This window comes from Geobacter sp. AOG2, from assembly GCF_019972295.1.
Classification (GTDB): Bacteria; Desulfobacterota; Desulfuromonadia; order Geobacterales; family Pseudopelobacteraceae; genus Oryzomonas.
Genome location: NZ_BLJA01000001.1, coordinates 77,983 through 101,646, shown reverse-complemented (window position 1 = coordinate 101,646; position 23,664 = coordinate 77,983). Strand labels below are relative to the sequence as shown.

The 23,664-nt window shown below is 59.7% G+C and carries 25 protein-coding genes; all 25 read right to left on the bottom strand.

The window, feature by feature from the left end; translation table 11 throughout:
* Positions 1 to 64: 64 nt before the first annotated feature.
* Positions 65 to 787, bottom strand: a complete 723-nt coding sequence (flgA, locus tag LDN12_RS00460) for a flagellar basal body P-ring formation chaperone FlgA (RefSeq protein WP_223920597.1) — start codon at positions 785 to 787, stop codon at positions 65 to 67.
* 96 nt (positions 788 to 883) lie between these two features.
* Positions 884 to 1,672 carry a flagellar basal-body rod protein FlgG gene (flgG, locus tag LDN12_RS00455; RefSeq protein ID WP_223920595.1) on the bottom strand — a complete coding sequence of 263 codons (789 nt, stop codon included), beginning with the start codon at positions 1,670 to 1,672 and terminating at the stop codon, positions 884 to 886.
* Positions 1,673 to 1,844: 172 nt separating this feature from the next.
* On the bottom strand, positions 1,845 to 2,579 hold the full coding sequence (gene flgF / locus LDN12_RS00450; protein WP_223920592.1) for a flagellar basal-body rod protein FlgF: 735 nt from the start codon (positions 2,577 to 2,579) through the stop codon (positions 1,845 to 1,847).
* Positions 2,580 to 2,734: 155 nt separating this feature from the next.
* Complete coding sequence (locus tag LDN12_RS00445) at positions 2,735 to 3,484, bottom strand: sigma-70 family RNA polymerase sigma factor (RefSeq protein ID WP_223920590.1); 750 nt, start codon at positions 3,482 to 3,484, stop codon at positions 2,735 to 2,737.
* A 3-nt stretch (positions 3,485 to 3,487) separates the two neighbouring features.
* Positions 3,488 to 4,411, bottom strand: a complete 924-nt coding sequence (locus LDN12_RS00440; RefSeq protein WP_223920588.1) for a MinD/ParA family protein — start codon at positions 4,409 to 4,411, stop codon at positions 3,488 to 3,490.
* A complete protein-coding gene (gene flhF / locus LDN12_RS00435; RefSeq protein WP_223920586.1) occupies positions 4,408 to 5,739 on the bottom strand; it encodes a flagellar biosynthesis protein FlhF in 1,332 nt (443 codons plus the stop codon). Before flhF ends, LDN12_RS00440 begins: the two co-directional genes overlap by 4 nt.
* A complete protein-coding gene (gene flhA, locus LDN12_RS00430) occupies positions 5,729 to 7,813 on the bottom strand; it encodes a flagellar biosynthesis protein FlhA (RefSeq protein WP_223920584.1) in 2,085 nt (694 codons plus the stop codon). Before flhA ends, flhF begins: the two co-directional genes overlap by 11 nt.
* Before the next feature lie 211 nt (positions 7,814 to 8,024).
* A complete protein-coding gene (gene flhB, locus LDN12_RS00425) occupies positions 8,025 to 9,098 on the bottom strand; it encodes a flagellar biosynthesis protein FlhB (RefSeq protein WP_223923996.1) in 1,074 nt (357 codons plus the stop codon).
* A 3-nt stretch (positions 9,099 to 9,101) separates the two neighbouring features.
* Entirely contained in the window at positions 9,102 to 9,896 is a 795-nt protein-coding gene (gene fliR / locus LDN12_RS00420; RefSeq protein WP_223920582.1) for a flagellar biosynthetic protein FliR, read from the bottom strand.
* Positions 9,897 to 10,023: 127 nt separating this feature from the next.
* Complete coding sequence (fliQ, locus tag LDN12_RS00415; protein WP_223920581.1) at positions 10,024 to 10,293, bottom strand: flagellar biosynthesis protein FliQ; 270 nt, start codon at positions 10,291 to 10,293, stop codon at positions 10,024 to 10,026.
* 259 nt (positions 10,294 to 10,552) lie between these two features.
* Positions 10,553 to 11,308, bottom strand: a complete 756-nt coding sequence (gene fliP, locus LDN12_RS00410; protein WP_374045069.1) for a flagellar type III secretion system pore protein FliP — start codon at positions 11,306 to 11,308, stop codon at positions 10,553 to 10,555.
* 11 nt (positions 11,309 to 11,319) lie between these two features.
* Positions 11,320 to 11,733, bottom strand: coding sequence for a flagellar biosynthetic protein FliO (gene fliO / locus LDN12_RS00405; RefSeq protein ID WP_223920579.1), 414 nt, complete (start codon positions 11,731 to 11,733; stop codon positions 11,320 to 11,322).
* The gene (gene fliN / locus LDN12_RS00400; RefSeq protein ID WP_223920578.1) at positions 11,730 to 12,029 is read right to left on the bottom strand and encodes a flagellar motor switch protein FliN; all 300 of its coding nucleotides are present in this window, start codon (positions 12,027 to 12,029) and stop codon (positions 11,730 to 11,732) included. Before fliN ends, fliO begins: the two co-directional genes overlap by 4 nt.
* Positions 12,022 to 13,002 (bottom strand): flagellar motor switch protein FliM, encoded by a 981-nt coding sequence (fliM, locus tag LDN12_RS00395; RefSeq protein WP_223920577.1) that lies wholly within the window; start codon positions 13,000 to 13,002, stop codon positions 12,022 to 12,024. The genes fliN and fliM overlap by 8 nt, the downstream gene beginning before the upstream one ends.
* 16 nt (positions 13,003 to 13,018) lie before the next feature.
* The gene (gene fliL, locus LDN12_RS00390; protein ID WP_223920575.1) at positions 13,019 to 13,555 is read right to left on the bottom strand and encodes a flagellar basal body-associated protein FliL; all 537 of its coding nucleotides are present in this window, start codon (positions 13,553 to 13,555) and stop codon (positions 13,019 to 13,021) included.
* A 165-nt stretch (positions 13,556 to 13,720) separates the two neighbouring features.
* Positions 13,721 to 14,626, bottom strand: coding sequence for a flagellar hook-basal body protein (locus LDN12_RS00385; RefSeq protein ID WP_223920573.1), 906 nt, complete (start codon positions 14,624 to 14,626; stop codon positions 13,721 to 13,723).
* Between the two features lie 97 nt (positions 14,627 to 14,723).
* Positions 14,724 to 15,110 carry a TIGR02530 family flagellar biosynthesis protein gene (locus tag LDN12_RS00380; RefSeq protein ID WP_223920571.1) on the bottom strand — a complete coding sequence of 129 codons (387 nt, stop codon included), beginning with the start codon at positions 15,108 to 15,110 and terminating at the stop codon, positions 14,724 to 14,726.
* Between the two features lie 8 nt (positions 15,111 to 15,118).
* On the bottom strand, positions 15,119 to 15,781 hold the full coding sequence (locus LDN12_RS00375) for a flagellar hook assembly protein FlgD (protein WP_223920569.1): 663 nt from the start codon (positions 15,779 to 15,781) through the stop codon (positions 15,119 to 15,121).
* A gap of 21 nt (positions 15,782 to 15,802) precedes the next feature.
* Entirely contained in the window at positions 15,803 to 17,776 is a 1,974-nt protein-coding gene (locus LDN12_RS00370) for a flagellar hook-length control protein FliK (RefSeq protein ID WP_223920567.1), read from the bottom strand.
* A gap of 116 nt (positions 17,777 to 17,892) precedes the next feature.
* Complete coding sequence (locus LDN12_RS00365) at positions 17,893 to 18,465, bottom strand: hypothetical protein (RefSeq protein ID WP_223920565.1); 573 nt, start codon at positions 18,463 to 18,465, stop codon at positions 17,893 to 17,895.
* Entirely contained in the window at positions 18,465 to 18,908 is a 444-nt protein-coding gene (fliJ, locus tag LDN12_RS00360) for a flagellar export protein FliJ (protein ID WP_223920563.1), read from the bottom strand. Before fliJ ends, LDN12_RS00365 begins: the two co-directional genes overlap by 1 nt.
* 23 nt (positions 18,909 to 18,931) lie before the next feature.
* The gene (locus LDN12_RS00355; protein WP_223920561.1) at positions 18,932 to 20,248 is read right to left on the bottom strand and encodes a FliI/YscN family ATPase; all 1,317 of its coding nucleotides are present in this window, start codon (positions 20,246 to 20,248) and stop codon (positions 18,932 to 18,934) included.
* A gap of 12 nt (positions 20,249 to 20,260) precedes the next feature.
* The gene (locus LDN12_RS00350) at positions 20,261 to 21,001 is read right to left on the bottom strand and encodes a FliH/SctL family protein (RefSeq protein WP_223920559.1); all 741 of its coding nucleotides are present in this window, start codon (positions 20,999 to 21,001) and stop codon (positions 20,261 to 20,263) included.
* The gene (fliG, locus tag LDN12_RS00345) at positions 20,988 to 21,980 is read right to left on the bottom strand and encodes a flagellar motor switch protein FliG (RefSeq protein ID WP_223920557.1); all 993 of its coding nucleotides are present in this window, start codon (positions 21,978 to 21,980) and stop codon (positions 20,988 to 20,990) included. The genes LDN12_RS00350 and fliG overlap by 14 nt, the downstream gene beginning before the upstream one ends.
* Positions 21,981 to 22,022: 42 nt before the next feature.
* Complete coding sequence (gene fliF, locus LDN12_RS00340) at positions 22,023 to 23,606, bottom strand: flagellar basal-body MS-ring/collar protein FliF (RefSeq protein ID WP_223920555.1); 1,584 nt, start codon at positions 23,604 to 23,606, stop codon at positions 22,023 to 22,025.
* Positions 23,607 to 23,664: the final 58 nt, after the last annotated feature.

Genomic DNA, 23,664 nt, shown 5'->3' with positions numbered 1-23,664 from the left:
AGCGTAGTCATCCCGTTGAGCGGGACGCCGATAGGCGCTAAGATGGCTGTTTTTCAGCAACCTCCTAGAACCCCACCTGTACGGTTGTGGCATTGATCACCCTGGCCGGGATATCCTTGAGCGAACTCAGGTTCTGCACCGTGATGATGTCCCCTTCCGCCCCGGCGCTCCTGGCCCGGCCGGTAACGGTAATCTTCATGACCGCGTTCTCGGCCACGATGGTCACCATCTGGCCGGATTTGATGATGGGGACCTTTTCCACCTGATCGGTCCGTACCGCGGCATTGGCCTTGATCGACGTCCTGACCCGCCGGCCCACGATCTCGCCCGGGTCGCGGGTATACCTGCCGGCCACCGAGGCGATATCCCGCTTCTGAACGGTGACATCCGTTCCCGAAATGACATCTCCGTAGTCGAGCTGGCGCAGGGCGACAACCATGTCGGTCAGCGCCTCCACCTCCACCTGCACCGGGGCGTTCAGCACCACACGGCCATTCTGCCGCACGACTACCGCCAGATTGGCGCTGCCCCATCCTTCCCACTGTTGCGGGGCAATCACGTCAAAATCCAGCGGCCCTTCCGGCAGGGTGGCGTTTCCGTTGATGTTCAGGCGCTTGATGCGGATCTCCAGGCCGAGATGAGCGGTCTTTTGCAGGATATACCCGGAAACGGCCTCCCGGACCCTGGCCTCGCCCGCCGAAACGTCCGGCTGCGCCACGGAAGCCGCAGCCATGACGGGCAGCGGCAGAAGACAAAAAAGAAAGACAATAATAATTCGCTGTATCATATGTTTGTTTGGGTCCGGCGGTGTTGGCGCGAAAACGTGTGCGCGCGAGCTCCACGCATGGCGTGAAGCCATCAAGTAACCGGCTGTCCAGCCCGGCTATCTCTTCATATTGTTAGCGGTCTGCAACATCTCGTCGGACGCCTGGACCGCCTTGGAATTGATCTCGTAGGCCCGTTGGCCGACGATCATGTTGACCATCTCGCTCGCCACATTGACGTTGCTCATCTCCAGGAATCCCTGGGTGATGGTCCCGATGCCGGTCTGGCCGGGGGTGCCGGTGGTGGCGTTGCCGGAGGCGTCCGTCTGGAGGAAGAGGTTCTTCCCCTGGGCTGCTAGCCCCGCCGGATTGGCGAACTGGGCCAGTTGGATGTTTCCCACGTTTGTGGGGGCGGTCTGCCCGGCCTGGGTCACCGACACGGTCCCGTCGTTACCGATGCTGATCTTGGTGGCGTTGGTCGGGATGACGATCTCCGGGAGCAGGGGATAACCGTCGGAGGTGACGATACGTCCCGTACTGTCCTTCTTGAAGGCGCCGGCCCGCGAATAGGCCGTGGTGCCGTCGGGCATCTGGATCTGGAAGAAGCCGTCGCCTTCGATGGCCATGTCCAGGTCGTTGCCGGTCTGGGTGAAGTCACCGGAGGTAAACAGCTTGGTGACCGCGGCAAGACGCGTCCCGAGGCCGATCTGGATCCCGGTCGGCACCTGGGTGGTATTCGTTGACGGCGAACCGGTCGTCTTCAGGTTCTGGTACATCAGATCCTGGAAATCGGCCCGGCTCTTCTTGAACCCCGTCGTATTGACGTTGGCCAGGTTGTTGGCGATGACGTCGATATTCGTCTGCTGGCTCTGCATGCCTGAAGCGGCTGTCCAAAGGGCACGTAACATGGTTTCGACTCCTTTTTACGATAACGTGATTGAATTTCTTATAGTAGGACCCAGGTTGTTCAAAAGCAGTCAGATTGTCGCACCCGCAGAAGGCCCTGCGGAGGCGTAGCAGCGCTACGCCGCACAAAAGGGCCTTCGAGGACGAAGGCCTGATGGCTGTTTTTCAACAACCTCACAGCTTGCCCAGATCGTTGGCGGCCTTGCTGGCCATACCGTCATAGCCCAGGATCACCCTCTGGCACGCATCGAAGTAACGGTTGGTTTCGATCATCTGGACCATTTCGCTGACCGGGTCCACATTGGCCCCCTCCAGATGCCCCTGGCGGACCTCCGCCTTGGACGCCTGGGGCGTGGCCTGCGGATCGGACGGCACGAACAGGGCGCTGGCCGTCTTCGTCAACTTGTAGGGTTTGGGAAAATCCACCATGGCGATGGCCCCCGCCGCGGTGCCGTCGACCGTGATCTCTCCCTTTGCGTTTATCTCGACCTTGCCGCCCTTCAGGCGGATCTCGCCTCCCTGGCCCATGACCGGGAAACCGTCGGTCGTCACCAACGTTCCGTCCGCCGTCAGCCGGAAATTGCCCTGCCGCGTATAAGCGGTCCCGCTGGGGGTCGAGACGGTGAAGAAACCGTCGCCGTCTATCGCCAGGTCCAGGGCATTGCCGGTCTGGCTGACCGGCCCGGCGCTGTAGTCGATATAGACGTTTTCCTTTTGCAGGATCGGGTCGGCCGTCTTGGATTGGGGAACCGCCGGCGGCGTGGTGCTGCTGGCGAGCATCCCCTCGAAGGACATCTGGTCTTTTTTGAAACCAGGGGTATTGACGTTGGCCAGATTGTTGCTGATGATGTCCATCCGCTTCATGGCCGCAATATTGCCCGAGAGGGCCGAATACATACCACTGTTCATATACAGTCTCCTTTAGCAGGTTGTTGAAAAACAGCCATCTCGCCGCCGTCCTCGAAAGCCGCCTTGTGCGGCGTAGCGCTGCTACGCCTCCGCGGGGCTCTCTGCGGGTGCGACGATCTGACTATTTTTGAACAGCCTGAGTTCTCCAAAACCTCTTAATCCCGGTAAAGCTTCAACTTCCCCTTCAGCCGTATCATGGCCTGGCTGAGGAGTTGCGAGATGCGCGACTCGGTCAACCCCGCGGTTGCACCTATTTCCTTGAGGTTCATGCCCTCGTTGTAGTAGAGCGTCACCGCCAGCCGCTCCTTGTCCGGCAGCGTTTCGATGGCGGCGCCCAGCGCCGTGATCAGCTGCATCCTCATCACCTGATGCTGCGGGTTCCTTTCGGTCGGCTCGCTCAGGACGTCCGCCAGGCAGAGCGAGTTGCCCTCGTCATCCTCCCAGCTATCGTCCAGGCTGATGAACGTGAGTACATGCACATCGTCCAATAAGTCGAAGTATTCGTCGAGACTTATGGACAGGGCCTTGGCCACCTCTTCACTGGTGGGGTTCCTGCCCAGGGCGTGCTCCAGGACCGTTACTTCCCGCTCCAGCCGCTTGTACTTCTCGCGCATGGACCGGCTCAGAATATCGTAGGAGCGCAACTCGTCGATGATGGCCCCACGCACGTGCTGTTCGGCGAACGTCTTGAACAACACGCCCCGCGCAGGGTCGTAGCGATCCGCTGCATTTATCAGGCCAATCACCGCCGCGCTCGTCAAATCCTGCGGGTCCAGATGCGGCGGGAGTTGGGGGACGATACGCCCCACCAGATACTTGACCATGGGCATGTTTTCCATGATCAGCGTATCGCGCAGTGCCGGTTCGGCCCCGGCGTAGGGGCTTTGTAGCTTGCCGGCGCCCACGGCTCAGTCGCCCGTCGGATTATCGAGAAACCGTCGGAAAAAGAACTGGATATTCCCCTTGAGCCTGGTTTGGCGCGTATTTTCGATGACCCTCCGTGCCAGCGTGGTGAAACAGGTGGCCGCCTCGGATTCGGGAAACAGGTCGTATACCGCCCTTTGCCGCCTGACCGCCTCCACCACCTTTTCGTCCTTGACGACGCACCCCAGGTAATCCAGGGAGATGTCAAGAAAACGACCGGCCACGTTGGCCAGTTTGCGGAACACCTCCAGGGCATCCTCGCTATCCTTGGCCATATTGACCAGCACCTTGAAGTGATGCTCCGAATAACGCGTCGCCAGCAGCTTGATCAGGGCATAGACATCGGTGATGGAGGTCGGCTCGGGAGAGACGACGACGATGATCTCCTGGGCCGCCACGGTGAAATAGGTGACATTTTCCGATATGCCGGCCTCGGTATCCACGATCATGATGTCGAACTGCTCTTCCAGCATGTCCAGCTCGTCCAGAAGTTTCAGCTTGTCGTGCTGGCTCAGGCTGGTCACCTCCTGAACGCCGGACCCGGCCGGGATGACCTTGATGCCGGCGGGGCCTTCGATAATGATGTCGCTGATGCTCTTCTCGCCGTTGAGCACATTGTTCAGGTTATACATGGGGGAGAGCCCCAGGAGCACGTCCAGGTTCCCCAGTCCCAGGTCCGCATCGATGATCAGCACCTGCTTGCCCTGGGCGGACAGGGCCATGGCCAGATTGGAAACCACGTTGCTCTTGCCCACGCCGCCTTTGCCGCTCGTTACCGAGATGACGCGAATGCCGCGATCTTCGTCTTCGCCGGCCGCAGCCGATTTGGGCGTCGCATCTTTGCGGTTCTGCCGAGCCATCTGGCGCAGGGTGTCGGCTTGATCGCCCATTCCGGTTACCATGCTCATTCGGCAGCCTCCCGCAGGATCATATCGGCCAGTTTGGCGGAGGTCGCCACCTCGATATCCTCCGGCACCCGTTGCCCGGTGGTGAAGTAGGCTATCTGCAGATTGTCCTTCATCAACAGGTTGACCATGTTTCCAAAACTCTCGCTCTCGTCGATCTTGGTAAAAACCACCTTGCTGACCTGGAATATTTTGAAACGGTTGAGGATTTCTTCAAGCTCACGGTCCTTGGTCGTGGCGGAGAGGCACAGATAGACCTCGATGGGGATCTTGTTGTCGAGAAAATTCTTCATCTCGTCCAGCTTCTCTTTGTCCTTGTGGCTTCTGCCGGCCGTATCGATGAAGATCAGGTCGCAGGCGGAATGTTTCTCCACGGCCTTTTCCAGCTCTTTGGGGGTGGACGCCACCTCCAGCGGGATCCCCATGATGCGGGAATAGGTTTTGAGTTGTTCCACCGCGCCCACGCGAAAGATATCCATGGTGATCAGCGCCACCTTGTTGCCCCGGTTCAAGGCGTACATGGCGGCCAACTTGGCGGTGGTGGTGGTCTTGCCGACGCCGGTCGGCCCCACCAGGGCAATGATGCGGGGAGAGTTCTTGCGCATCTTGAGGGTGCCGGCAAATTTGATCAGTTTCGAGAATGTGGTCCCCAGGCGGCTTTTGAGGTTCTGGCCGCCGTCATCGGCCGGCAAGGCGCTGAGGGTATCGAGGATCCTTCTGATCAGGTCCGTGGAAATACCGGATTGGACCAACTCCCGGGCCAGTGGCGAATCCTCCGGCAGGAGGTCCAGGCCGGACTGCGGCTCCGCCGGGGACGGTTCCGACGCATTGGGCCACTGCACCGTCTTGGCCCCTCCTTCCTGGCTCTTGGCCAGGGTATTGAGCAGGAGTTTCTTGATCTCCTCCAGATCCTCGCGGGGCACGTTCTTGAGGTTGAAACCGAGCGGCTGCGTCTCTTCCCGGCTTTCCTCCCTGCCGGGCTTGCCGGCATCCACTTCGCGCCGGGAGAGGGCGTCGACCTTCTCCCGCAACTCTTTAAGCTCCCGGGCCAACGGCGCGAACATGGAGCTTTCCAACTCCTCTTTTGCCGTCCGCTCCCGCTCCGGCCGGGGACGCTGGGTTCCATACGCCGCCGGCGGGGGTGGCGGGGCCTGTTTCTGCACCGGATCGATCGCGGCGGTCACGCGATACACCGATTTGCTGAAAAACCCGAGAATCCCGCCGGTGTTTTCCTTCTTGGTCGACAGGATCATGGCATCCGGGCCGAGTTCGGCTTTAACCATGCGGAGCGCCTCGGCCATACTCGCTGCTTGAAAGGTCTTAACCAGCATTGACGCTCACCACTCCTAGTGACTGGATTTTGATGTTCTGCGGAATTTCATTGTGGGAAAGCACCGCCATGTGCGGCACGAACCGTTCGATAAGCTTTCTGACATGCCGGCGGATGGTCGGGGACGCCAGCAGCACCGGCTGGGCGCCGCTCGAGCCGAAACGGTCCGCCATGGTGCGGATGGTGGTAATGATCTGCTGGGCCACGTTGGGTTCGATCGCCAGGAAACTCCCCTGGTCCGACGGCTGGATGGCTTCGGCGATGATATCCTCCACCCCGCGGTCCAAGGCTATCAGATAGAGCGTATCGTCGTCCAGCTTGTATTGATCGACGATGAAACGGCCCAGCCCCTGGCGCACGAACTCGGTCAGGACGTCAGGGTCCTTGGTAAGACCGGCGTAATCCGCCAGCGACTCCAGGATGGTACGCAAATCCCGGATGGAAACCCCTTCCTTGAGCAGGCTCTTGACTACCCGCAGCACCGTCCCCAGGTTGAGCTGGTTGGGGATCAGGTCTTCCACGACCTTGGGGGCGCTGACCGCGACATTATCCAGCAGTTGCTGGAGTTCCTGGCGCCCCACCAGCTCGTGGGCGTAGCGTTTTATGATCTCGCTGATATGCGTCGCCACCACCGTGGTGCTGTCGACGACGGTATAACCGCTGACCTGGGCCTGATCGCGGTCCTCGGAACGGATCCAGACCGCCGGCAACCCGAAAACCGGCTCCTTGGTGCTGTTTCCCGGCAAGGCGGCGGTCACCGCGCCCGAATCCATCGCCAGATACTGGCCGGTCAATTCGCTGCCGCCGACGCGGGCTCCCCGGATGAGCAGGTTGTACTCGTACGGCCTGAGCTGGAGGTTGTCGTGGATATGGATGGGGGGCACGACAAAGCCCATCTTCTGGGCATACTGGCGGCGGATCGAACGGATGCGCTCCAGGAGTTCCCCGTCCTGGGAGGCGTCCACCATGGGGACCAGGCCGTAACCGACCTCCAGTTCCAGCACGTCCACCGGCCGGATCGCCGAAGCCTGGTCGATGGACTCTTCGCCGCCGGCGGTTTCGGGCAGGCCGGCCTCTTCGACGACCTGGGCCTTCTCCCGCGCCATCTTGCCGACCAGGAAGGTCGCGCCCGAGAGCAGCAGGAAGGCGAAGTGCGGCAGACCGGGGATCAGGGCGAACAGGAACAGCACCCCCGAAGAGACGTAGAACGCCTTGGGGTAGTTCATGAATTGCCCGGTAATCTCGACGCCGAAGTTGTTTTCGTCGGCGGAGCGGGTCACGATGATGCCGGCGGCGGTGGAGATGATCAGGGCCGGGATCTGGGCCACCAGGCCTTCGCCGATGGTCAGCAGGGTGTAATTGGTCAGGGCGGCCTGGAGCGGCATCCCCTGCTGCCAGACACCGATGATCAAGCCGCCGAAGATATTGACCATGACGATCAGGATGCCGGCCACGGCATCGCCGCGGACGAACTTGCTGGCGCCGTCCATGGAGCCGTAAAAATCGGCTTCACGGGAGATCTTGGTCCGCCGCGCCCTGGCCTCTTTTTCGGTGATCATGCCGGCCGACAGGTCGGCATCGATGGCCATCTGCTTGCCCGGCATGGCATCCAGGGTGAAGCGGGCCGTGACCTCGGCCACGCGACCGGCGCCCTTGGTGATGACCACGAAGTTGATGATCACCAGGATCAGGAAGATGACGGCCCCAACGATATAATTCCCCCCGACCACGAACTGGCCGAAGGCCTTGATGACCGCCCCGGCCGCTTCGACACCCTCGCTGCCGTGCAGCAGGATCAGGCGGGTCGAAGCGATATTGAGGGCCAGGCGGAACAGCGTGGTGACCAGCAGGACGGAGGGGAACACGGAAAAATCCAGCGCATGTTGCGTATAGAGGCACACCAGCAGGATGGAAAGGGCAATGGTGATGTTGGTCGCCAGAAACAGGTCCAGGATGAATGCCGGCAACGGGATGATCATCAGCGAAAGCACGCCGATCAGGGCGATCGCCACATAGATATCCGAATTCTTGCGGAAGCCCTGTAATTCTATTGCTTCGGTTGTTCCGTTTGCCATGGCTGGTCCGTTACCGTTTTCTTTCGGGGGAAACTAAAAAATTCACATCTATTATGCATTTTTTGTGCCGCAAAACACCCCGCAAGGCGGCGCCCGGCAGCCTATACAACCTGCGGGAGTAGCTATAAGGCGGCTCGGCCGCCACGAATCCCGCGAGTCAAATCCTTGAAATTGTCATATTATTGACATAATTCCCGGAGCCGGGCCGGCGTCACATCTTGCCCTTGAGGCGATACACGTAGGCCAGGACCTCCGCAACCGCGGCATAGAGCGACTCGGGGATCGGCTCGTTCTCATCCACCTGGTCATAGAGCTCGCGCGCCAGAAACCGGTTTTCCACCAGGACGACCTTATGTTCCCGGGCGATCTTCTTGATGGCCTGGGCCATCACGTCGGCCCCCTTGGCGATGACGACCGGGGCGAGCATCCGCTCCCGTTCGTACCTGAGAGCCACGGCATAGTGGGTCGGGTTGGTGATGACGACATCGGCGGTCGGGACGATCTTGATCATCCGGCGCCGCGCCATCTGGAACTGCATCTTCTTGATCCTGCCCTTTACTTCCGGCGGCAGGTCGTGCTCCTTCGCCTCTTCCTTGACCTCCTGCTTGGTCATCTTGAGGTTGTCGATGTAGCGCCACTTCACGTACATCAGGTCCAGAACGCCCAGCACGATCAGGACGCCGCAGGCGTGGGTGATGATGTTGAACGCTATGTGGCCCACATAATTGATGATCGTTTCTATGTCGGCCTCGGCCAGAAAAGCGATGTTCTGGCTTTCGTCCCTCATCACCCGATACGTTATGTAGCCCACCACCAGGAGCTTGAGGAACGACTTCACCATCTCCATCAGCGCATCCCGGTTAAAGATCTTGCCGATGCCGTTTTTCGGGTTGAGCTTCGTGAAGTCGAATTCGAGGCGCTCGGTATTGAACGTGAACTGCCCGTTGTCCTGGATGATATTCGCCATTATCGCCGTTACGATGACGGTGATAACCAGGGGCGCGAGCAGCATGATGATCAGCGCAAAGAGCTTGAGCGAGAGGGTGTACATGTTGGACTCGGTCAGCTCGAAGTTGCCCATGGTGCTGAGGACCGCCACCATGTTCTTTTTCAGGCCCTCCATCATGTAGCTGCCGAAGATATACACGCTGACGATCCCGGCCAGGAGGGTCAGCGACGAGGTGAGCACCTGGCTTTTGGGCGGCGCTCCTTTTTTCCGTGCCTCGCTAAGCTTTTTTGCTGTGGGCTGTTCTGTTTTGGAGTGTTTGTCGGAATCTTCCCCCAGACGTCATCCCCCCTTTGCCATCAATCTGAAAAGGGTGCCGATCTGTCCGTTCAGATTACCGAATGCCACTTCCAGGACGTGAAAGAAGATCATCAGCGTCCCGCCCATGATCAAAAAACCGAGACCGATGTTGAGCGGCATGCTGACGATGAAGATATTCATCTGCGGAAAAGCGCGCGCCATGATGCCCAGGGCCACGGTGGCCAAAAGGAGCGATACCATCACGGGGGCTGCCAGACGGATGCCGAGCACGAAGATGTCGGAGGTGCGCTGGACCAGAAAGGAAACCAGTTGACCCGAAACGTGCCAGCCGCCGATGGGGATTATGCGGAAACTTTCGACGATGGCGCGGATGAACACGTGATGGACGTCGAGAGCCAGGAAAAGCAGCGTCGCAAACAGGCTCTGCAGCACGGACATGAGCTGGACCTGGGTGCCCCGGGTGGGATCGAGGATCGAGGAGATCGTCAGTCCCATTTGCATACCGATGATCTGGCCGCTGAACTCGACCGCGCTGAAGACCATCTGGGCGACAAACGCCAGCGTGAGCCCGACCGCCACCTCGCTCAAGGCCAGAAGGCCCAGGGTAAAGGCGTCCGACGGCATCGGCGGCGGGGTTATCTTCAGGACCGGGAAACAGACCAGGGTGATCATGAACGCGATCACGACCTTGATGCGCGTCGGCACCGCCCGCCCGCCGAAGGTCGGCAACGCCGCGAAGATGCCGGCTATGCGGCTCAGCACCAGGGCAAAGACGATCACCTCGCCCGGCGAGGGAAAGGGGTAGAGCGGCACCATGCCCTAGCACCCCGTACGCAGCCGGCCCGGCGCACGGCCGTGCGCCGGCTCCGGGTGGCTGCCACAGGACCGGCCCGCCGGCATTACTGCCGCAAACGGTTCTCCACACCAGCGCGCCGCCACCATGTCAGCGGCGCATGGTGGCGATGAAGGAGTAGATCTCGCGGGTAAAATCGCTCATATAACTCATCATCCAGGGGAAGAAGATTATCATGGCGATCATGACGACGATGATCTTCGGGGCAAACGTCAGGGTGGCTTCGTTGATGGAGGTCACCGCCTGGAAAATGCTTATGAGCAAACCAACCACCAGGCTGCCGATAAGGAGCGGGGCAGCCAGGAGGAGCGTCGTCTCGAAGCTGCGGCGCGCAAGCTGGACAACAAATTCGGGTGTCATAGAAAACCTCTTCCCGGACGATAGCTGTTGAAAAGTCCAGGTTGTTCAAAAATAGTCAGATCGCCGCACCCGCAAAAACCCCGCGGAGGCGCCCGAAGGGTGAAGCCAAAGGCCTCCGTCACAAAAGGGCCTTCGAGGACGGCGGCGTATAATTATGCGTGAGCATAATTACCGGTGACGGAGCGCTAGCGCAGTCATCCCGTTCAGCGGGACGGCGATAGGCGCCGAGATGGCTGTTTTTCAACAACCTCCTCACGTTTTATCCGAAACTCTTCACCAACGACCCTATCACCAACCCCCACCCGTCGACCAGCACAAAGAGCAGGATCTTGAAGGGGAGCGAAATCATGACCGGCGGCAGCATCATCATGCCCATGGACATCAGTACCGAGGCCACCACCATGTCAACCACGATGAAGGGAATGTAAATCAAAAAACCGATCTGGAAGGCGGTCCTCAGCTCCGAGATCATGAAGGCGGGGATAATGGTCAGGGTCGGGATGTCGTCGGCATTCTTGGGCCGCGGCAGCTTGGAGAGGCTGACGAACAGCGCCAGGTCCTTTTCCCTGGTCTGGGTGAGCATGAACGTCCGCACCGGCTTGACGGCCCGCTCCATAGCCTGATCCTGGCTGATCTGCTGGGCCTTCCAGGGTTGGTAGGCGTCCTTGTTGATCTGTTGCCAGACCGGGCTCATGATGAAAAAGGTCAGGAACATGGAGAGCGCCAGAATGATCTGGTTGGACGGCGCCTGCTGGGTCCCCATGGCGGTGCGCACGAAGGAAAGCACTACCGAGATGCGGGTGAACGAGGTCGTCATGATCAACAGGCCCGGAGCCAGGGAGAGGACCGTCAACAGCAGGAAGATCTGGATGGTCATGGCAACGTCGCCGGGCTTGGTCGCCGCACCCACACCGATATTCAACGCCGGAAACGGCAGCGGATCGGCCGCCAGGGCCGTGGCGGAGACAAGCACCGCCAGGGCGGGGACTGCCAGAAAACAGAGTTTTTTCGTCATTCGGTTCATATTCATGATCGCAGCCTGTCCAAAATCCCCGCAAAGCCCGTTGCGCTCCCCGTGCCCTCGGGAAGGATCTCGATCTCCTCAAGCATGTCGATCTGCTTGATGAGGGTAAGTCTGTCGTCGGTACACGACAAAAGCAGATATTCCCCCCCCACCTCGACGAGTATGAGCGACTTTTTGGGGGCGATGTAGCGGGACTCCACCACGCGGATATGCTTTGCAGCGAATCTTCCGGCGGCGATGCCCCTGGTGAACCTGTTGAAGAAGTGCCACGTGATGAGGATCAAGCCGATAACGACCGCCAGGGCGGCAATCATCTGGAGAAAACTGGAAAAAAAACTGAATTCCTGCCCGGTGGTGTTTTCGGCGCAGGCGATGGATGGCAGGCAAAGGAGTAGCGCGGGAACCGCACCTCTCACAAAATCTTCTCCACGCGCTCGTTGGGGCTGACGATATCGACCAGGCGCACGCCGAACTTGTCGTTGATGACCACGGCCTCGCCCCGCGCGACCAGTTTGGAGTTGACGAAGATATCCAGAGGTTCGCCGGCCAGTTTGGTCAACTCCACCACCGCCCCCTGGTTAAGCTGGAGGATATCCTTGACCAGAAGCTTGGTACGGCCCAGTTCCACGGTAACCTGCAAGGGGATGTCAAGGATGAAGTCGAGGTTCTTCCTGTCCTGTTCCGGCTCGTTCACTTCAGGCTTGTCACTCACTGCTGCCCCCTTTTATCTTGGTGATCTGAATCGCTTTATTGCCATGGCGGATACCGGGGACACAACTGAATTTCGGCATCCCCTCGATCTTGGCCAGCAGTTCGCTGGAACAGGGTTTGTCCAACATGATCGTATCGCCGACCGTAAGGTCCAGAAGTTCCCGCAGGGAGATTCCGGCATTGCCCATCTCCACGGAGACCTCAAGCGGGGCCTCGAGGATTTCGGACGAAAGCCGGTACGACCACTGGGGATCGATGGCCATCAGGTCGAACTGCATCCCCGACTTCAGCTTGTCGCGTATCGGGTCGATGGTCATGTACGGGACGGCAAACACGATATTCCCGGCTGTCTCTTCAATCTGGATCTTGAGCGACATGGTCACGATCTGGTACTCGGGCGGAACGATGTTGACCAGACGGGGATTCATCTCCATGCGCAGCAGATTCATATGGGTTGCGTAGAGCGGCGCCCACGCCTTCTCGAAATCCTGCAGGATGTCCTTGGCGATCTTCTCCACCAGCCGTACCTCGATCGACGTAAAAAGCCGGCTGGCGGCGGTAACCTTCGAATTGCCGGTACCGCCGAGCAGGCTGTCCACCAGGGCCAGCACCAGCGGGCTGTCGAAGGCGATCAGTGCGGCCCCCTTCAGGGGTTCGATCTTGAAGATGGCCATGCAGGCGGGCGACGGCAGGGTCTGGAGGAAATCGTCGAACTTGTAGGAACGGGCGCCGACCTTCTTGATCTCGACCACTTTGCGCAGCCGGTTGGAGAGGGTGACGCGATTATAACGGATCAAGCTGTCGTAGACAATGTCCAGGTTGGGGACAAAGCCCTTGTGGGCCTCCGTGTTGAAGAGGTCATAGGTGACGGCGGTCCCTTCGGTCTTGGCCAGTTCCTTCTCCGGCTCGATCCTGCCGTCGAAGACGGCGTTTAAGAGCGCCTCGATCTCTGCTTTGGTGAGAATCTTTTCCATAACGGCCCGCCGCGACCTACTGGACAACGAAGTCGGTGAAATAGACCTTGGCGACCTTGCCGGGCGGGATGTTCTTGTTTATCGCCGCCAGGATCTCTTCCTTGAGCTGGTTTTTCCCCTGCACATCCTGTATGTCCTGAAGGGTCTTGGCGCTCAGAAGCACCAGGATCGAATCCCTGATGGCCGCCAGGCGCGCATCGAGATCCGCCTTGACGCCGGCCCCGACCATCTCCAGCTCGATCTTGATCTTGAGGTAGCGCAGTTCCTGGCCGTCGTAGATGTTAACGATAAACGGCTCCAGCGGATAGATGTTGCTTACCGCCGCCCCTTCCTTGCCGCCCCCTTCGCCGCCGTGTCCGCCGGCCTCGGCCTTGGCCTCGACCTTGGCTTCTTCCTTGCCCTTATCCTTTTTGTCCCCTTTACCCGCCATCATGAAGACGACGACGCCCAGGATGACCGCTACTGCAACGGCAGCCCCGATGATGATAAACAGCTTCTTGTTGCCGCCGCTTCCGCCTTCCGTTTCAACAGCAGCCTGATCGTCCTTGGCCATCTTCTTCCTCCGTGCGCATCAATACTGATTCCAATGAAGTTGATGAGTAGTATCTTTATTAAAACTTATTGCGTGCCAATGCAACCAATTAAACCAACCAATTAAACCGGTACGGAGGCGCGTTCCCCAAGCGGGGCGCGCCCCCGTGCCGTTACCCGGAACCGATTACTGCTTGAGGCTCAACACTTCCTGGGTCATCTGGTCCGCCGTGGTGATGGTCTTGGAGTTGGCGGAATAGGCCCGCTGGGTGGTGATCATGCTGACAAGTTCCGTCGCCATGTCCACGTTGCTCTGCTCCAGGTAGTTGGAGAGCATGGTTTCGGAGGTGCCGTTGGCCGCGGTAAACACCATGCCCGCTGCCGGCGTACCGGTCGCCGCGCCCGACGCGCTCGTCAATTTGTAAAGCGAATTCCCCTGCTTGGCCATCCCGTCGGGATTGGCCACGGTTGCCTCGGCTATTGCCACTGCGCCGCCGGCAACGGTTGTGACGGGGGTCGTGCCGGTTGTGCCGTTGCTGCCTGCATAGTATACCGTGGCCGTGTTGCCGGCCGCGTCGGAATACAGCAGCGAGATGTTGCCGTTGGAGTCCACCCCGGAGACCTTGGAAAAGGTGAGGTTATTGGTGCCATCGTTGTACGTTCCTGCGAAGACGATGGCGTTGCCGTCGGCGCCTAACACCTTGTAGCCGTCGGAATTGACCAGCCCCAGGCCGGTGCTGTCGAGCTTGAAGGAACCCGCCCGGCTGTAATAGGCCGTAGCCGCGGTAGCCGATGTGGAGCCGGGGCCGCAGAGGGCAAAGAAACCGTTACCCTGGATCGCCAGGTCGGTGACGTTGGTCGAAGGCGCCAATGACCCTTCGGTAAAGTTGGTGCCGACGCTTTGAACCTTTACGCCGGTGCCGATCTGGGAATTATTCCCGGCGGTTTGGTAGAGCAAATCGGAAAAGAGCGTGCTGGCGGTTTTGTAACCGACCGTATTGGTATTGGCGAGGTTGTTGCCTATGACGCTGATGGCTTGCGCCTGGGACAGCAGACCGCTCGTTCCCGTGTACATTGCGGATGTAAGACTCATGATGATGCCTCCTTCATTTTTTTGAGTTTGGGTGAAACGCGTCAATCGGTCGGCGTTTCATGGGCTTCCTCAAGGAGGTCCAGCCCTGTTTCGTTATCTAGATAATGACCGCGGAATCGATATTCGTAAAAACATTTCCCTGCATCTGGCTTCTGTCCAGTGCGGTTACCACGGTGCGGTTCGTGATGCTCACCACCAGCGCCGCGTCTTTCATCATGACCAGAGATTCCTTGCCGCCTTTCTGGGCCACATTATTGACAGCCCCTTCAAGATTGGCGATGTCGTTGGCGGAGAGGACGATGTTACGCGATTTGAGCCTCTCCTGAGCATGTTGCGAGAACTTTACTCCCTGAGCCGGGAGCTTTTCATCCAGTACTCGGGCAAACGAAGAATCCGAAACCTGTCCGCTTGTCGGCTTCTGCGGCTGGGGGCGTTCTTGCCTCCCCGGCTGGACGGGGTTTGGGAAAAAAATCTGGTCTACCATTTTTCCGGTTACGCCCCCTTAACGTTGATGATATCCGACAATGACACCGACACGGAGCCGATGGTGAGGGTCGGAGTACCGTTGACAAATGCCACGCCGTCAACCGTCCCGGTCGTATAGGTCGTTGCCGTCAGGGCGGAGCCGCCGGACGACGTGCTCGATACGGAGAAGGTGTAGGCCCCGGCCGGAACCGTTGTTCCGCTGTTGTTGGTGCCGTCCCAGGTATAGCTGTTGTCCCCTGCGGACTGCGCCGAAACGGTGGCGGTCTTGACGGTCTTTCCCGACGAATCGGTGATGGTGATGGTGGATGAGGCCGAGGCGCCGGAAAGGTTGTACTGAAGCGTCGCCGCCTTTGACCCGTCGAACGACACGCTGCTGCCGTTCGCCTTGACGGTCTTGCCGATAAACGCCACGGTGTCCATGCTGGTGGCGTTATTCTGTGCCGTCAGCAGGCTCTGCAGGTTGGTGTTCGTGTCGTAGGCCTGTTCCACCTGTGCCATCTGGGCCAATTGCGTCATCATCTGCGATGAATCCTGGGGTGACAATGGGTCCTGATTCTGCAACTGGGCGATGAAGAGCTTCATAAAGTCCTGGCTGGTAAAGCCCAGGTCCTTTTGCATTTGGGCCGAAGCCGACGATGTATCGGTTGTTGAAGTTACGCTGCTTACCATTGGAAATCACCTCGCTTTCTTTTAGAAATGGAGATCGACCATCGTATGGGATGATGGCGTTTGATACGCCAGTTGGCTCGGGACCGTCGTCACCTCCGGCAGGCGATAGCCACCGGACGACATCCAGGCGTTCTGCTGTTGCTGCTGGGCAAACTCGCGCCAGCCGTTCTGTTGCTGCCCCTGGCCGGGATTTCCTGCGCCGCGGCCGTCGGTGGTCACGCTAAACGAATCCATGCTGATATTTTGACGCGCCAGCGATTCCTTGAGCGAATCGCTGTTTTGCAGCAGGCTATCGCGCACCATGTGGTTTTGCGCAACGATCTCGACCTTCAGACGCTGCCCATCCATGGTCAGGTTCACCTTCAACTCGCCGAGGTTCTCAGGGGAGAGCCTGAGCACGATCTGATCGCTGCCCGTTTTGATCTCGTGACCGGCAAGACGATCCTTCACCTGCTGCAAAATCTGCTCCGAAAGACCGGACGGCTGTGCACTGCCCTGAAGCGGAGCGGCGACGGTGCCCGTTGCGCTTGCGCCGTCCACATTCCCCTGCTGATGCATCAGGGTCGTGTGGAACTGGCCGTTCATGAAGCTGTCGGCCGTACCTTTATCGTCACCGGCGCTGAATTCTCCTCCGGATGACCCCGCGCCGGCAAGTTTCGCCGCGTCGATCGCGACGTTTTGCACCGGCTTTGCCGTTACTGCACTCTCAGGACGGGTCTGGACGGTTTCCCCTCCAGCTTCCGCACCTGCTTTTTCTGCCGCAGGCACAACAGCCGCCTGAACGGATTTGGTTGCTTCAAGGGTACGGTCGTTCGGTACTGCCGCCTGCTCCGGCTGTGGCGCAGAAGCCTGCGACGGCGCGGCCGGTACCGGTATCGAACCCGCTTTCACGGGGCGGATATCCTGCTGCAACGGCGGCGTCTTTTCCGTTGAAGCGGCGGTAATCCCGTCTACCGGCGTATTCTGCGCCGATGAAACGTTTTGAGTCTGCCCTGTCGTGCGGACCTCATTCTGGGGAACGCTTTCCGCCAGCGCCACCTCGAGGGGGGCGGAGCGGAACAGGGTCACTTCCTGCTGGGATTGTACCTTTACGTCACCCCCGGAGGGGGAAACCGGAGCGCCGGCGCTTCCCTTCCGGTCGCTTGGCGTTTTACCACGTTCTGTGGAAACCATGTCGCTCCCGACCGCCTGGTTCTTCTGCCCGGCGGTGGCCGAAGCCTGCTGTTGGGACTCAACCGCCCCAAGGGTGGCGGAATCCGCTGAAGCGCCTTTCGAGAGGGCATCCGTGCCGCCCTTGTTCGCAAGCGCCGTGACGGCGCCATCGGCAGCCGGGGCATCAACCGCCTGCTGCGCACCCGCGCCATTGGCCTGCGGCATTCTACCGCCCGTCACCTGAAGCATCTGGGCCATCAGCATCCCACCCGCATCCAGGCCCACATCCTGTGGCTTCCTGTCCGAAGCGGCCACCGGCGCCGGGTCTTCAGCGCCGTCTCCCGCGGCCGATGCCGACTGCTCATCCGGCCCCTGAGACGCCTGCTGCTCAACCTCGTCATTGATCTGCGGCGTTCTGCCGCTGTCCGCCTGAATCGGCAGGGCCATTTGAAGGCCATCCGCATTCAGGGCCACATCCTGTGGTTTTTTGCCCGGGGTCTGTGCTGCCGCCCGTGCTTCCGTCTCCGTTGCCGGCGATTTTTCGACCGCGTCGAGGGCATTCAACAATCCCGCCATCAACCCGGACAGGCCGTCCTGCTGTGCCGCCGTTGCGGCGGCCTCGGCGCTTTTCTCCGGTACCGGGGCATCTTTGTCGCCGGAAACCGGCACTGCCGCTCCCTGGGGAGTGCTCAGGGGGGTCATTGCCGCCAACAGCCCGACGAACAGCCCGCCTGCCTGGTCTCCCGAATCCGGCAGCGCCGTTGCGGAAGATGATAGCTGCGCGCTACCCGGTGTTGCTACGCCGACATTCGCCGGCATCATACTCATCTGTCCTGTATCCATTGTGTCTCACCTCCTTTCTGAAGAGATTTTTTATGGGCATGGACAGGTATCTGCCCATAAAAGCCGATTCGTTATCCAGGGTTACGACCGGAAAGAGTTCCTTTCCGAATCGGAAACTATTTACCCTGAAGGTTCTCGCTTATCCACTTGACGACGCGCGGCTGGTTGATGAAGGGGGCCAGCTTCGCCACCGTCTTGGTGTCCAGACGGCTCAACAACGCCAGGGCCAGGTCCTCATGCAGGCTGTCAATCAATTGACCGGCCTGTTCGCTGCGCATGGCCTTGAACAGCTTGACCATCTTCTGCGCTTTTTCGTCCTGCTGCTTCTTCTGGGCCGACGAGCGGGCCTTCATGCTCTCATCGACTCTTTTCCTGCTCTCCTCCAGGGCCTTGACCTGGGCCTCAAGCTTGGCGCTGAGCTTTTTCAGCTCCTGTTCCTTGGCAGCCAGGGCCGCCTCTTTTTCCGCCAGTTGCTGGCGGCGCGCATCCTGGATGGCCTTCTCCTCGCGGGCCGCGCGGGAAGCGTTGAAAGGCTGCTGCCCCTGCGCCGCTTCCGTGCCCGTCTCCGCACCCCTCCTGGAGGCTGTCCCGCTCTCGGCCGTGGCATGGGTGGCCCCCTGAGCCAGTATCCCCAAGGCCAAACCGGCCACGGCCACAAAGCACAGCAATAATCTGACCCGGCCGCGCATTAGAGTTTCGTACCTTTTTTCTGGATGGAGATTTCGTCCAGAAACGTCTGTTCCTTATGATCCATCATCAGTTTAAACTCTTTCGTCTTTTGTTCTTTAAGCGATTCCAGCACTTTTTTATCCTTGGTCGCGTCCAGCAGGAAATCCCGCCGGTCGTTCATGATAGTTCCAAGCTGGTCGAGCCGGTCCTTCTGGTTCCTGAGGTCCTCCCGCTTCCGGGCAAAGAAGTCGGCGTACATGCGCATCTCCTGGATGCTCTCCAGTTCTCCCTGGCGGTGGCAGAACTCCTCCGAGACGTTTTCGACGCGCTCTTTTTCCCGCCTGAGCCGGTCATCGGCATGCTCAAACTCCCGCTTGGCGCTGGCAAACTCCTGCTTGCGCATCTTTTCGATCTCGCAGCGGTAGTTGAGCACCTGCTCCAATTTGAAGCCGTTACCTTTCACGACTGCTCACCTCGGTCCGCGGTTCAGGACTCAAAAAGCTTTTTAAGATCCCGGACCGCATCGAACATGGATACCGGGTCCTGGACCGCCTGCTTGAGATAGGTCACCATCCCGTCATAGTGTGCTACAGCATAATCTATACCGGGATTGCTGCCCGCCTTGTAGGCCCCGATATTGATAAGGTCCTCCGACTGGCGGTGTGTCGCCAGGGCTTCCTTGAACCTGCCGGCCAGGTCCATCTGCTCGCGGGGGGCCACGTCCGCCATGACCCTGCTGGCGCTGGCCAGCACGTCGATGGGCGGGTAGATGTTGCGCGCCGCCAAGCTGCGCGAGAGAACGATATGGCCGTCCAGGATGCTGCGCATGGCGTCCGATATCGGCTCGTTGAAATCATCCCCTTCGACCAGCACGGTGTACAGGGCGGTAATGCTGCCGTCGGGAAAATTGCCGGTGCGCTCCAGCAACTTGGGCAGAGCGGCAAAAACCGACGGCGTGTATCCCTTGGTGGTCGGCGGCTCGCCGATGGCCAAGCCGACCTCGCGCATGGCCATGGCGAAACGGGTGGCCGAATCCATCATCAGCAGCACCTTCTTGCCCTGTTTCTGAAAATATTCGGCAATAGTGGTGGCGATATAGGCGCCGCGCATGCGCACAAGCGGCGGCTGGTCCGAGGTTGCAACGACCACCACCGACTTTTTGAGCCCCTGCTCCTGAAGGTCCTTCTCGATAAACTCCCTGAGTTCGCGGCCCCGTTCGCCGATCAGGGCGATTACGTTGACGTCGGCCTCGGTATAGCGGGCGATCATGCCCAAAAGCGTCGATTTCCCCACGCCGGAACCGGCCATGATGCCGACCCGCTGCCCCTGGCCGCAGGTCAAAAGCCCGTTGATGCTCCGTATGCCCAGGTCGAGCGGCTTCCTGATGGGGGGCCGTGTCATCGGGTTGACAGGCGTGGCGTAAATCGGGTACTCCTCCTCGACCCTGATCGGCCCCTTATCGTCAATAGGGTTGCCAAGACCGTCGATCACCCGGCCCAGCATCAGCGGCCCCACCCCCAGCGAGGCATTTTCCCGCCGGACGGAGATCAGGCTGTCCAGCCCCACTCCCCGCAGCTCTCCCAACGGCATGAGGAGGGTCTTGTTGTTGCGGAAGCCGACGACCTCCGCCGGGATCGGCTCCCCACTCTGGGGCCTGATCTCGCAAATGGCCCCAACCGAGGTATCCGGGCAATATCCCTCGATCACCAACCCGACGACCTGGGTGACCTTGCCGTGTAATTTGACCGGCTTGGCCGACTCCAGCGCAGCCCGGTATTTCTTCATCAGATTGAGTGGCGGCATGGGGTTCCCGGATCAAGCGCCGGGAGCCGAGGCCAGGCTCCGCTCCTCAAGCAAACGCCGGTGGATTTCGTCAAGCTGGGCGTCGATGCTGGCATCGATGGTCCCCAACTCGGTATCTATCTGGCAATTACCCGGCAAGACCGCAGCGTCCGCCTTGAAGTGCATCTGATCGTTCTGCAGCTCCTGGCGGAAATAGTCCCCGTGGCCGCTGGTAATCATCGCATAGTCGTCGGGGCTGAGTCGTATGGTCAGGCTGTCGCGCTCGGACAGGCCCGAAACGGCGGATCGGACCATATCCTCAAGGATGGACCGGTCCGCCCGTACCTCGCGCAGGATCACCTTGCGGGCGACCATGACGATCAGGTTGAGGAGTTCGTCCTCCGATTCCCGCATGACCTTTTCCCGCAGGTCGCGAATCCCCTCGGCAGCCCCGCGTAACGATTTGAAAACATTGACCAGGCCGCGCTCGGCCAGGTTTTTCCCCTCCTGGAGGCCGCTGTTGAAGGCGTCGCGAAGCTGCTGGTCCAACTCTTCCTCGGTCAGGACGACCCCGGCGGGTTCCACAATCTCCGGAACCTCTTCGGAGACCGCCGTTGCCCGTGCCTTGTCGATCTCCGACGAGTCGAATATGCCCATGGGGACAAAACCGCTCTCATCGGCCCGGCCGTGGATCTGGCCAACCTGGCCGAAGGCGTACTCCGTCACGACGAGCCCGTCGGAGTTGGCGGATTTCAGTATCCTAGACGAGGACATCGTCTCCCCCGCGGCCGGCCAGCACGATCTTGCCTTCCTCTTCCATCTTGCGCACGACCTTGATGATCTCCGACTGGGCCTTGTCCACATCCGAGAGCCGCACCGGCCCCATGACCTCCAGGTCCTCCTTGATCATCTCCGCCGCGCGGCTGGAGATGTTCTTGAAGATCTTGTCCTTGACCTCGTCCGGTGAGGTTTTCATGGCCAGGGTCAGGGTGTCGTTGGAGACCTCGCGCATGATGGCCTGGATGCTGCGGTCGTCCAGCTTGAAGATGTCCTCGAAGGTGAACAGGTGTTTGCGGATGATCTCGGCAAGGGGCGGACTGAGCACGTCCAGTTTGTCGAGGATCTGCTTTTCCTTGCTGCGGTCGAAATGGTTGAACATGTCCACAACCTTCTCGACACCGCCCACCTTGTAGCGCTGCCCGCCGCCCATGGACTTGATCTCCCGGCGTATGACGTCGTCGATCTCCTGGAGGATCTCCGGCGAAACCTGTTCCACGTCGGCAATGCGCAGAACGACTTCCGCCTGCAATTCCTGCGGGAGCAGGCTGATGATCTCGCTGGTCTGCTTGGATTTCAGCTTGGCCAGGATGACCGCAACGGTCTGGGGATGCTCCTGGGACAGGAAATTGGCGATACTCTTGGAATCCATGTTGCCCAGGATATCCACCAGGTCGCCATAACTGGAGGCCTGCAACTCCTCCATGAGCATCTCGGCCTTGGCGGGGCCAAGCGCCTTTTCGAGGATCTTCCGGACGAACTCTTCTCCCTGGGAAAAGATCCCCGCCTCGGGGTTGATGACGCCGGTAAAATCCTCCACCACCTGCATAATAGTGCTGCGCGGCACATGGCCCAGGTGGGCCATGCTTTTACTGATCCTTTTTATCTCGTCGTCATCCATATGCTCGAACACCTTGCTGGTAACCTCGTTACCCAGGTAGAGCAGCAGGATGGCAGCTTTTTCAGACCCTGTCATGGACCCTGTCATGAATACACCCGTTCATCGCTGTGAATATTTTTATTTGTTCTCTTCACCCAACCAGTTCTGAAGAATCTGGGCGACCTGGTAGGGGTCCTTCTTGGCCGTTTCGATGATACTTTGCTGTTCGGCCATCTGCATGGCGATCTGGGCCTTTTCGGCGGAAGAAAGTTTCTCGGGCATCTCGCCGATCGGCTCAAACGTCTCGAATGCCGGCTGCTTGATCACCTTGAGCGATTTGAGGAGCGGCCTGATGACGAACATGACCATCGCCAGGAATCCCAGGCCGATCAGCAGGTTTTTGTAGAGAGCCATGAAAAACGGGCTGCTCCACCAGGCAGACGTTTCGGCCGTGCCGGTATCGTCCGTATCCTGGAAAGGGATGTTCTGTACGCTCAGCTGGTCCCCGCGCTCGGCGCTGAAGCCTATCGCGCTTTTCACCAGGGTTTCGATCTTCTGCAACTCCTCGGGAGAGCGGGGGGTATACTTGGCCTTCACGGCCTGGCCCTCTTTGACGGCCGCGGGCATTTCATACTTGCCGTCCACCAGGACGGCCACGGATATCTTGCTCAGGGTCCCCACCGGTTCGATGGTTTTGGAGGTCGACCGGCTCACCTCGTAGTTGAGGGTTTCGTCGTTCTTGGAACCGCCGCCGGAAGCCGAGGCGGGCTTGGGGGCCGTCTTGCCGAGGTTGGTCTGGACACCGGGGACGCCGGCGATCGCGGTGCTTGACGCGCCTTTTTCCTCGCTGCGCTGCTCGCTCCTGACGGCAATGGTTTCAGGGTCGAATTTCTCGTCAACCCGCTCCACCTGCTTGAAGTCAAAGGTCGCCGTCGCCCGGGCCACCGATTTTCCCGATCCGACGATACGGTCCAGGAGCGACTGGATACGCTCTTCGACATTCTTCTCGTACATGCGCTGGGTATCCTGCATGGTGGCGGTCATGCGGGCAGCCGGATCGCTGCTTCCCCCCTTGCTGAGGATCTTGCCGCGGCTGTCGAGTACGGTGACGTGCTCGGGGTCCATCCCCTCGATCGAAGAGGCGACCAGGTGCACCACCCCCTGGACCTCACCCTCGCTCAGGGAACGGTTCGATTTCATCTTGAGCACGATAGAGGCGGTGGCGGGCTTTTCATTCTCCTTGAACAGCGATTTTTCCGGAATCGCCAGGTGAACGCGCGCCTGCTCGACGCCGTTGATCTGGGAAATGGTGCGGGACAGCTCCCCCTGGAGGGCGCGCTGGTAATTGAGCTTCTGGACGAACTCCGTCATACCGAAATTCTTGCGGTCGAAGATTTCGAAACCGACCCCGCCGCCTTGCGGCAACCCCTCCGAAGCCAGGGAAAGCCGCATCTCGTAGACTTTATCGGAAGGGACGAGAATCCCCTTGCCATCCGCCGTAATCTGGTAAGGGATTTTGGAATCCTTCAGTTTTTTTACGATCTCCCCCGCATCCTCCGTGGCGAGATTGGTAAAAAGCGGTCGATAGTCGGTGCGGTTGACGACGAAGATCAACACGGCAAATGCCAGCGCCGACAGGAACGCTATCCCGCCGACGAGCATGCGCTTGCCGGGGGACAGCGCCATAAAAGGCTCTATAAGTCTCTGGAATCCTTCAGGCATGTAGAACGCTAACATCCTTTCACGTACAGGTACAAAGCGGGTTATCTCTCAGGGCGCC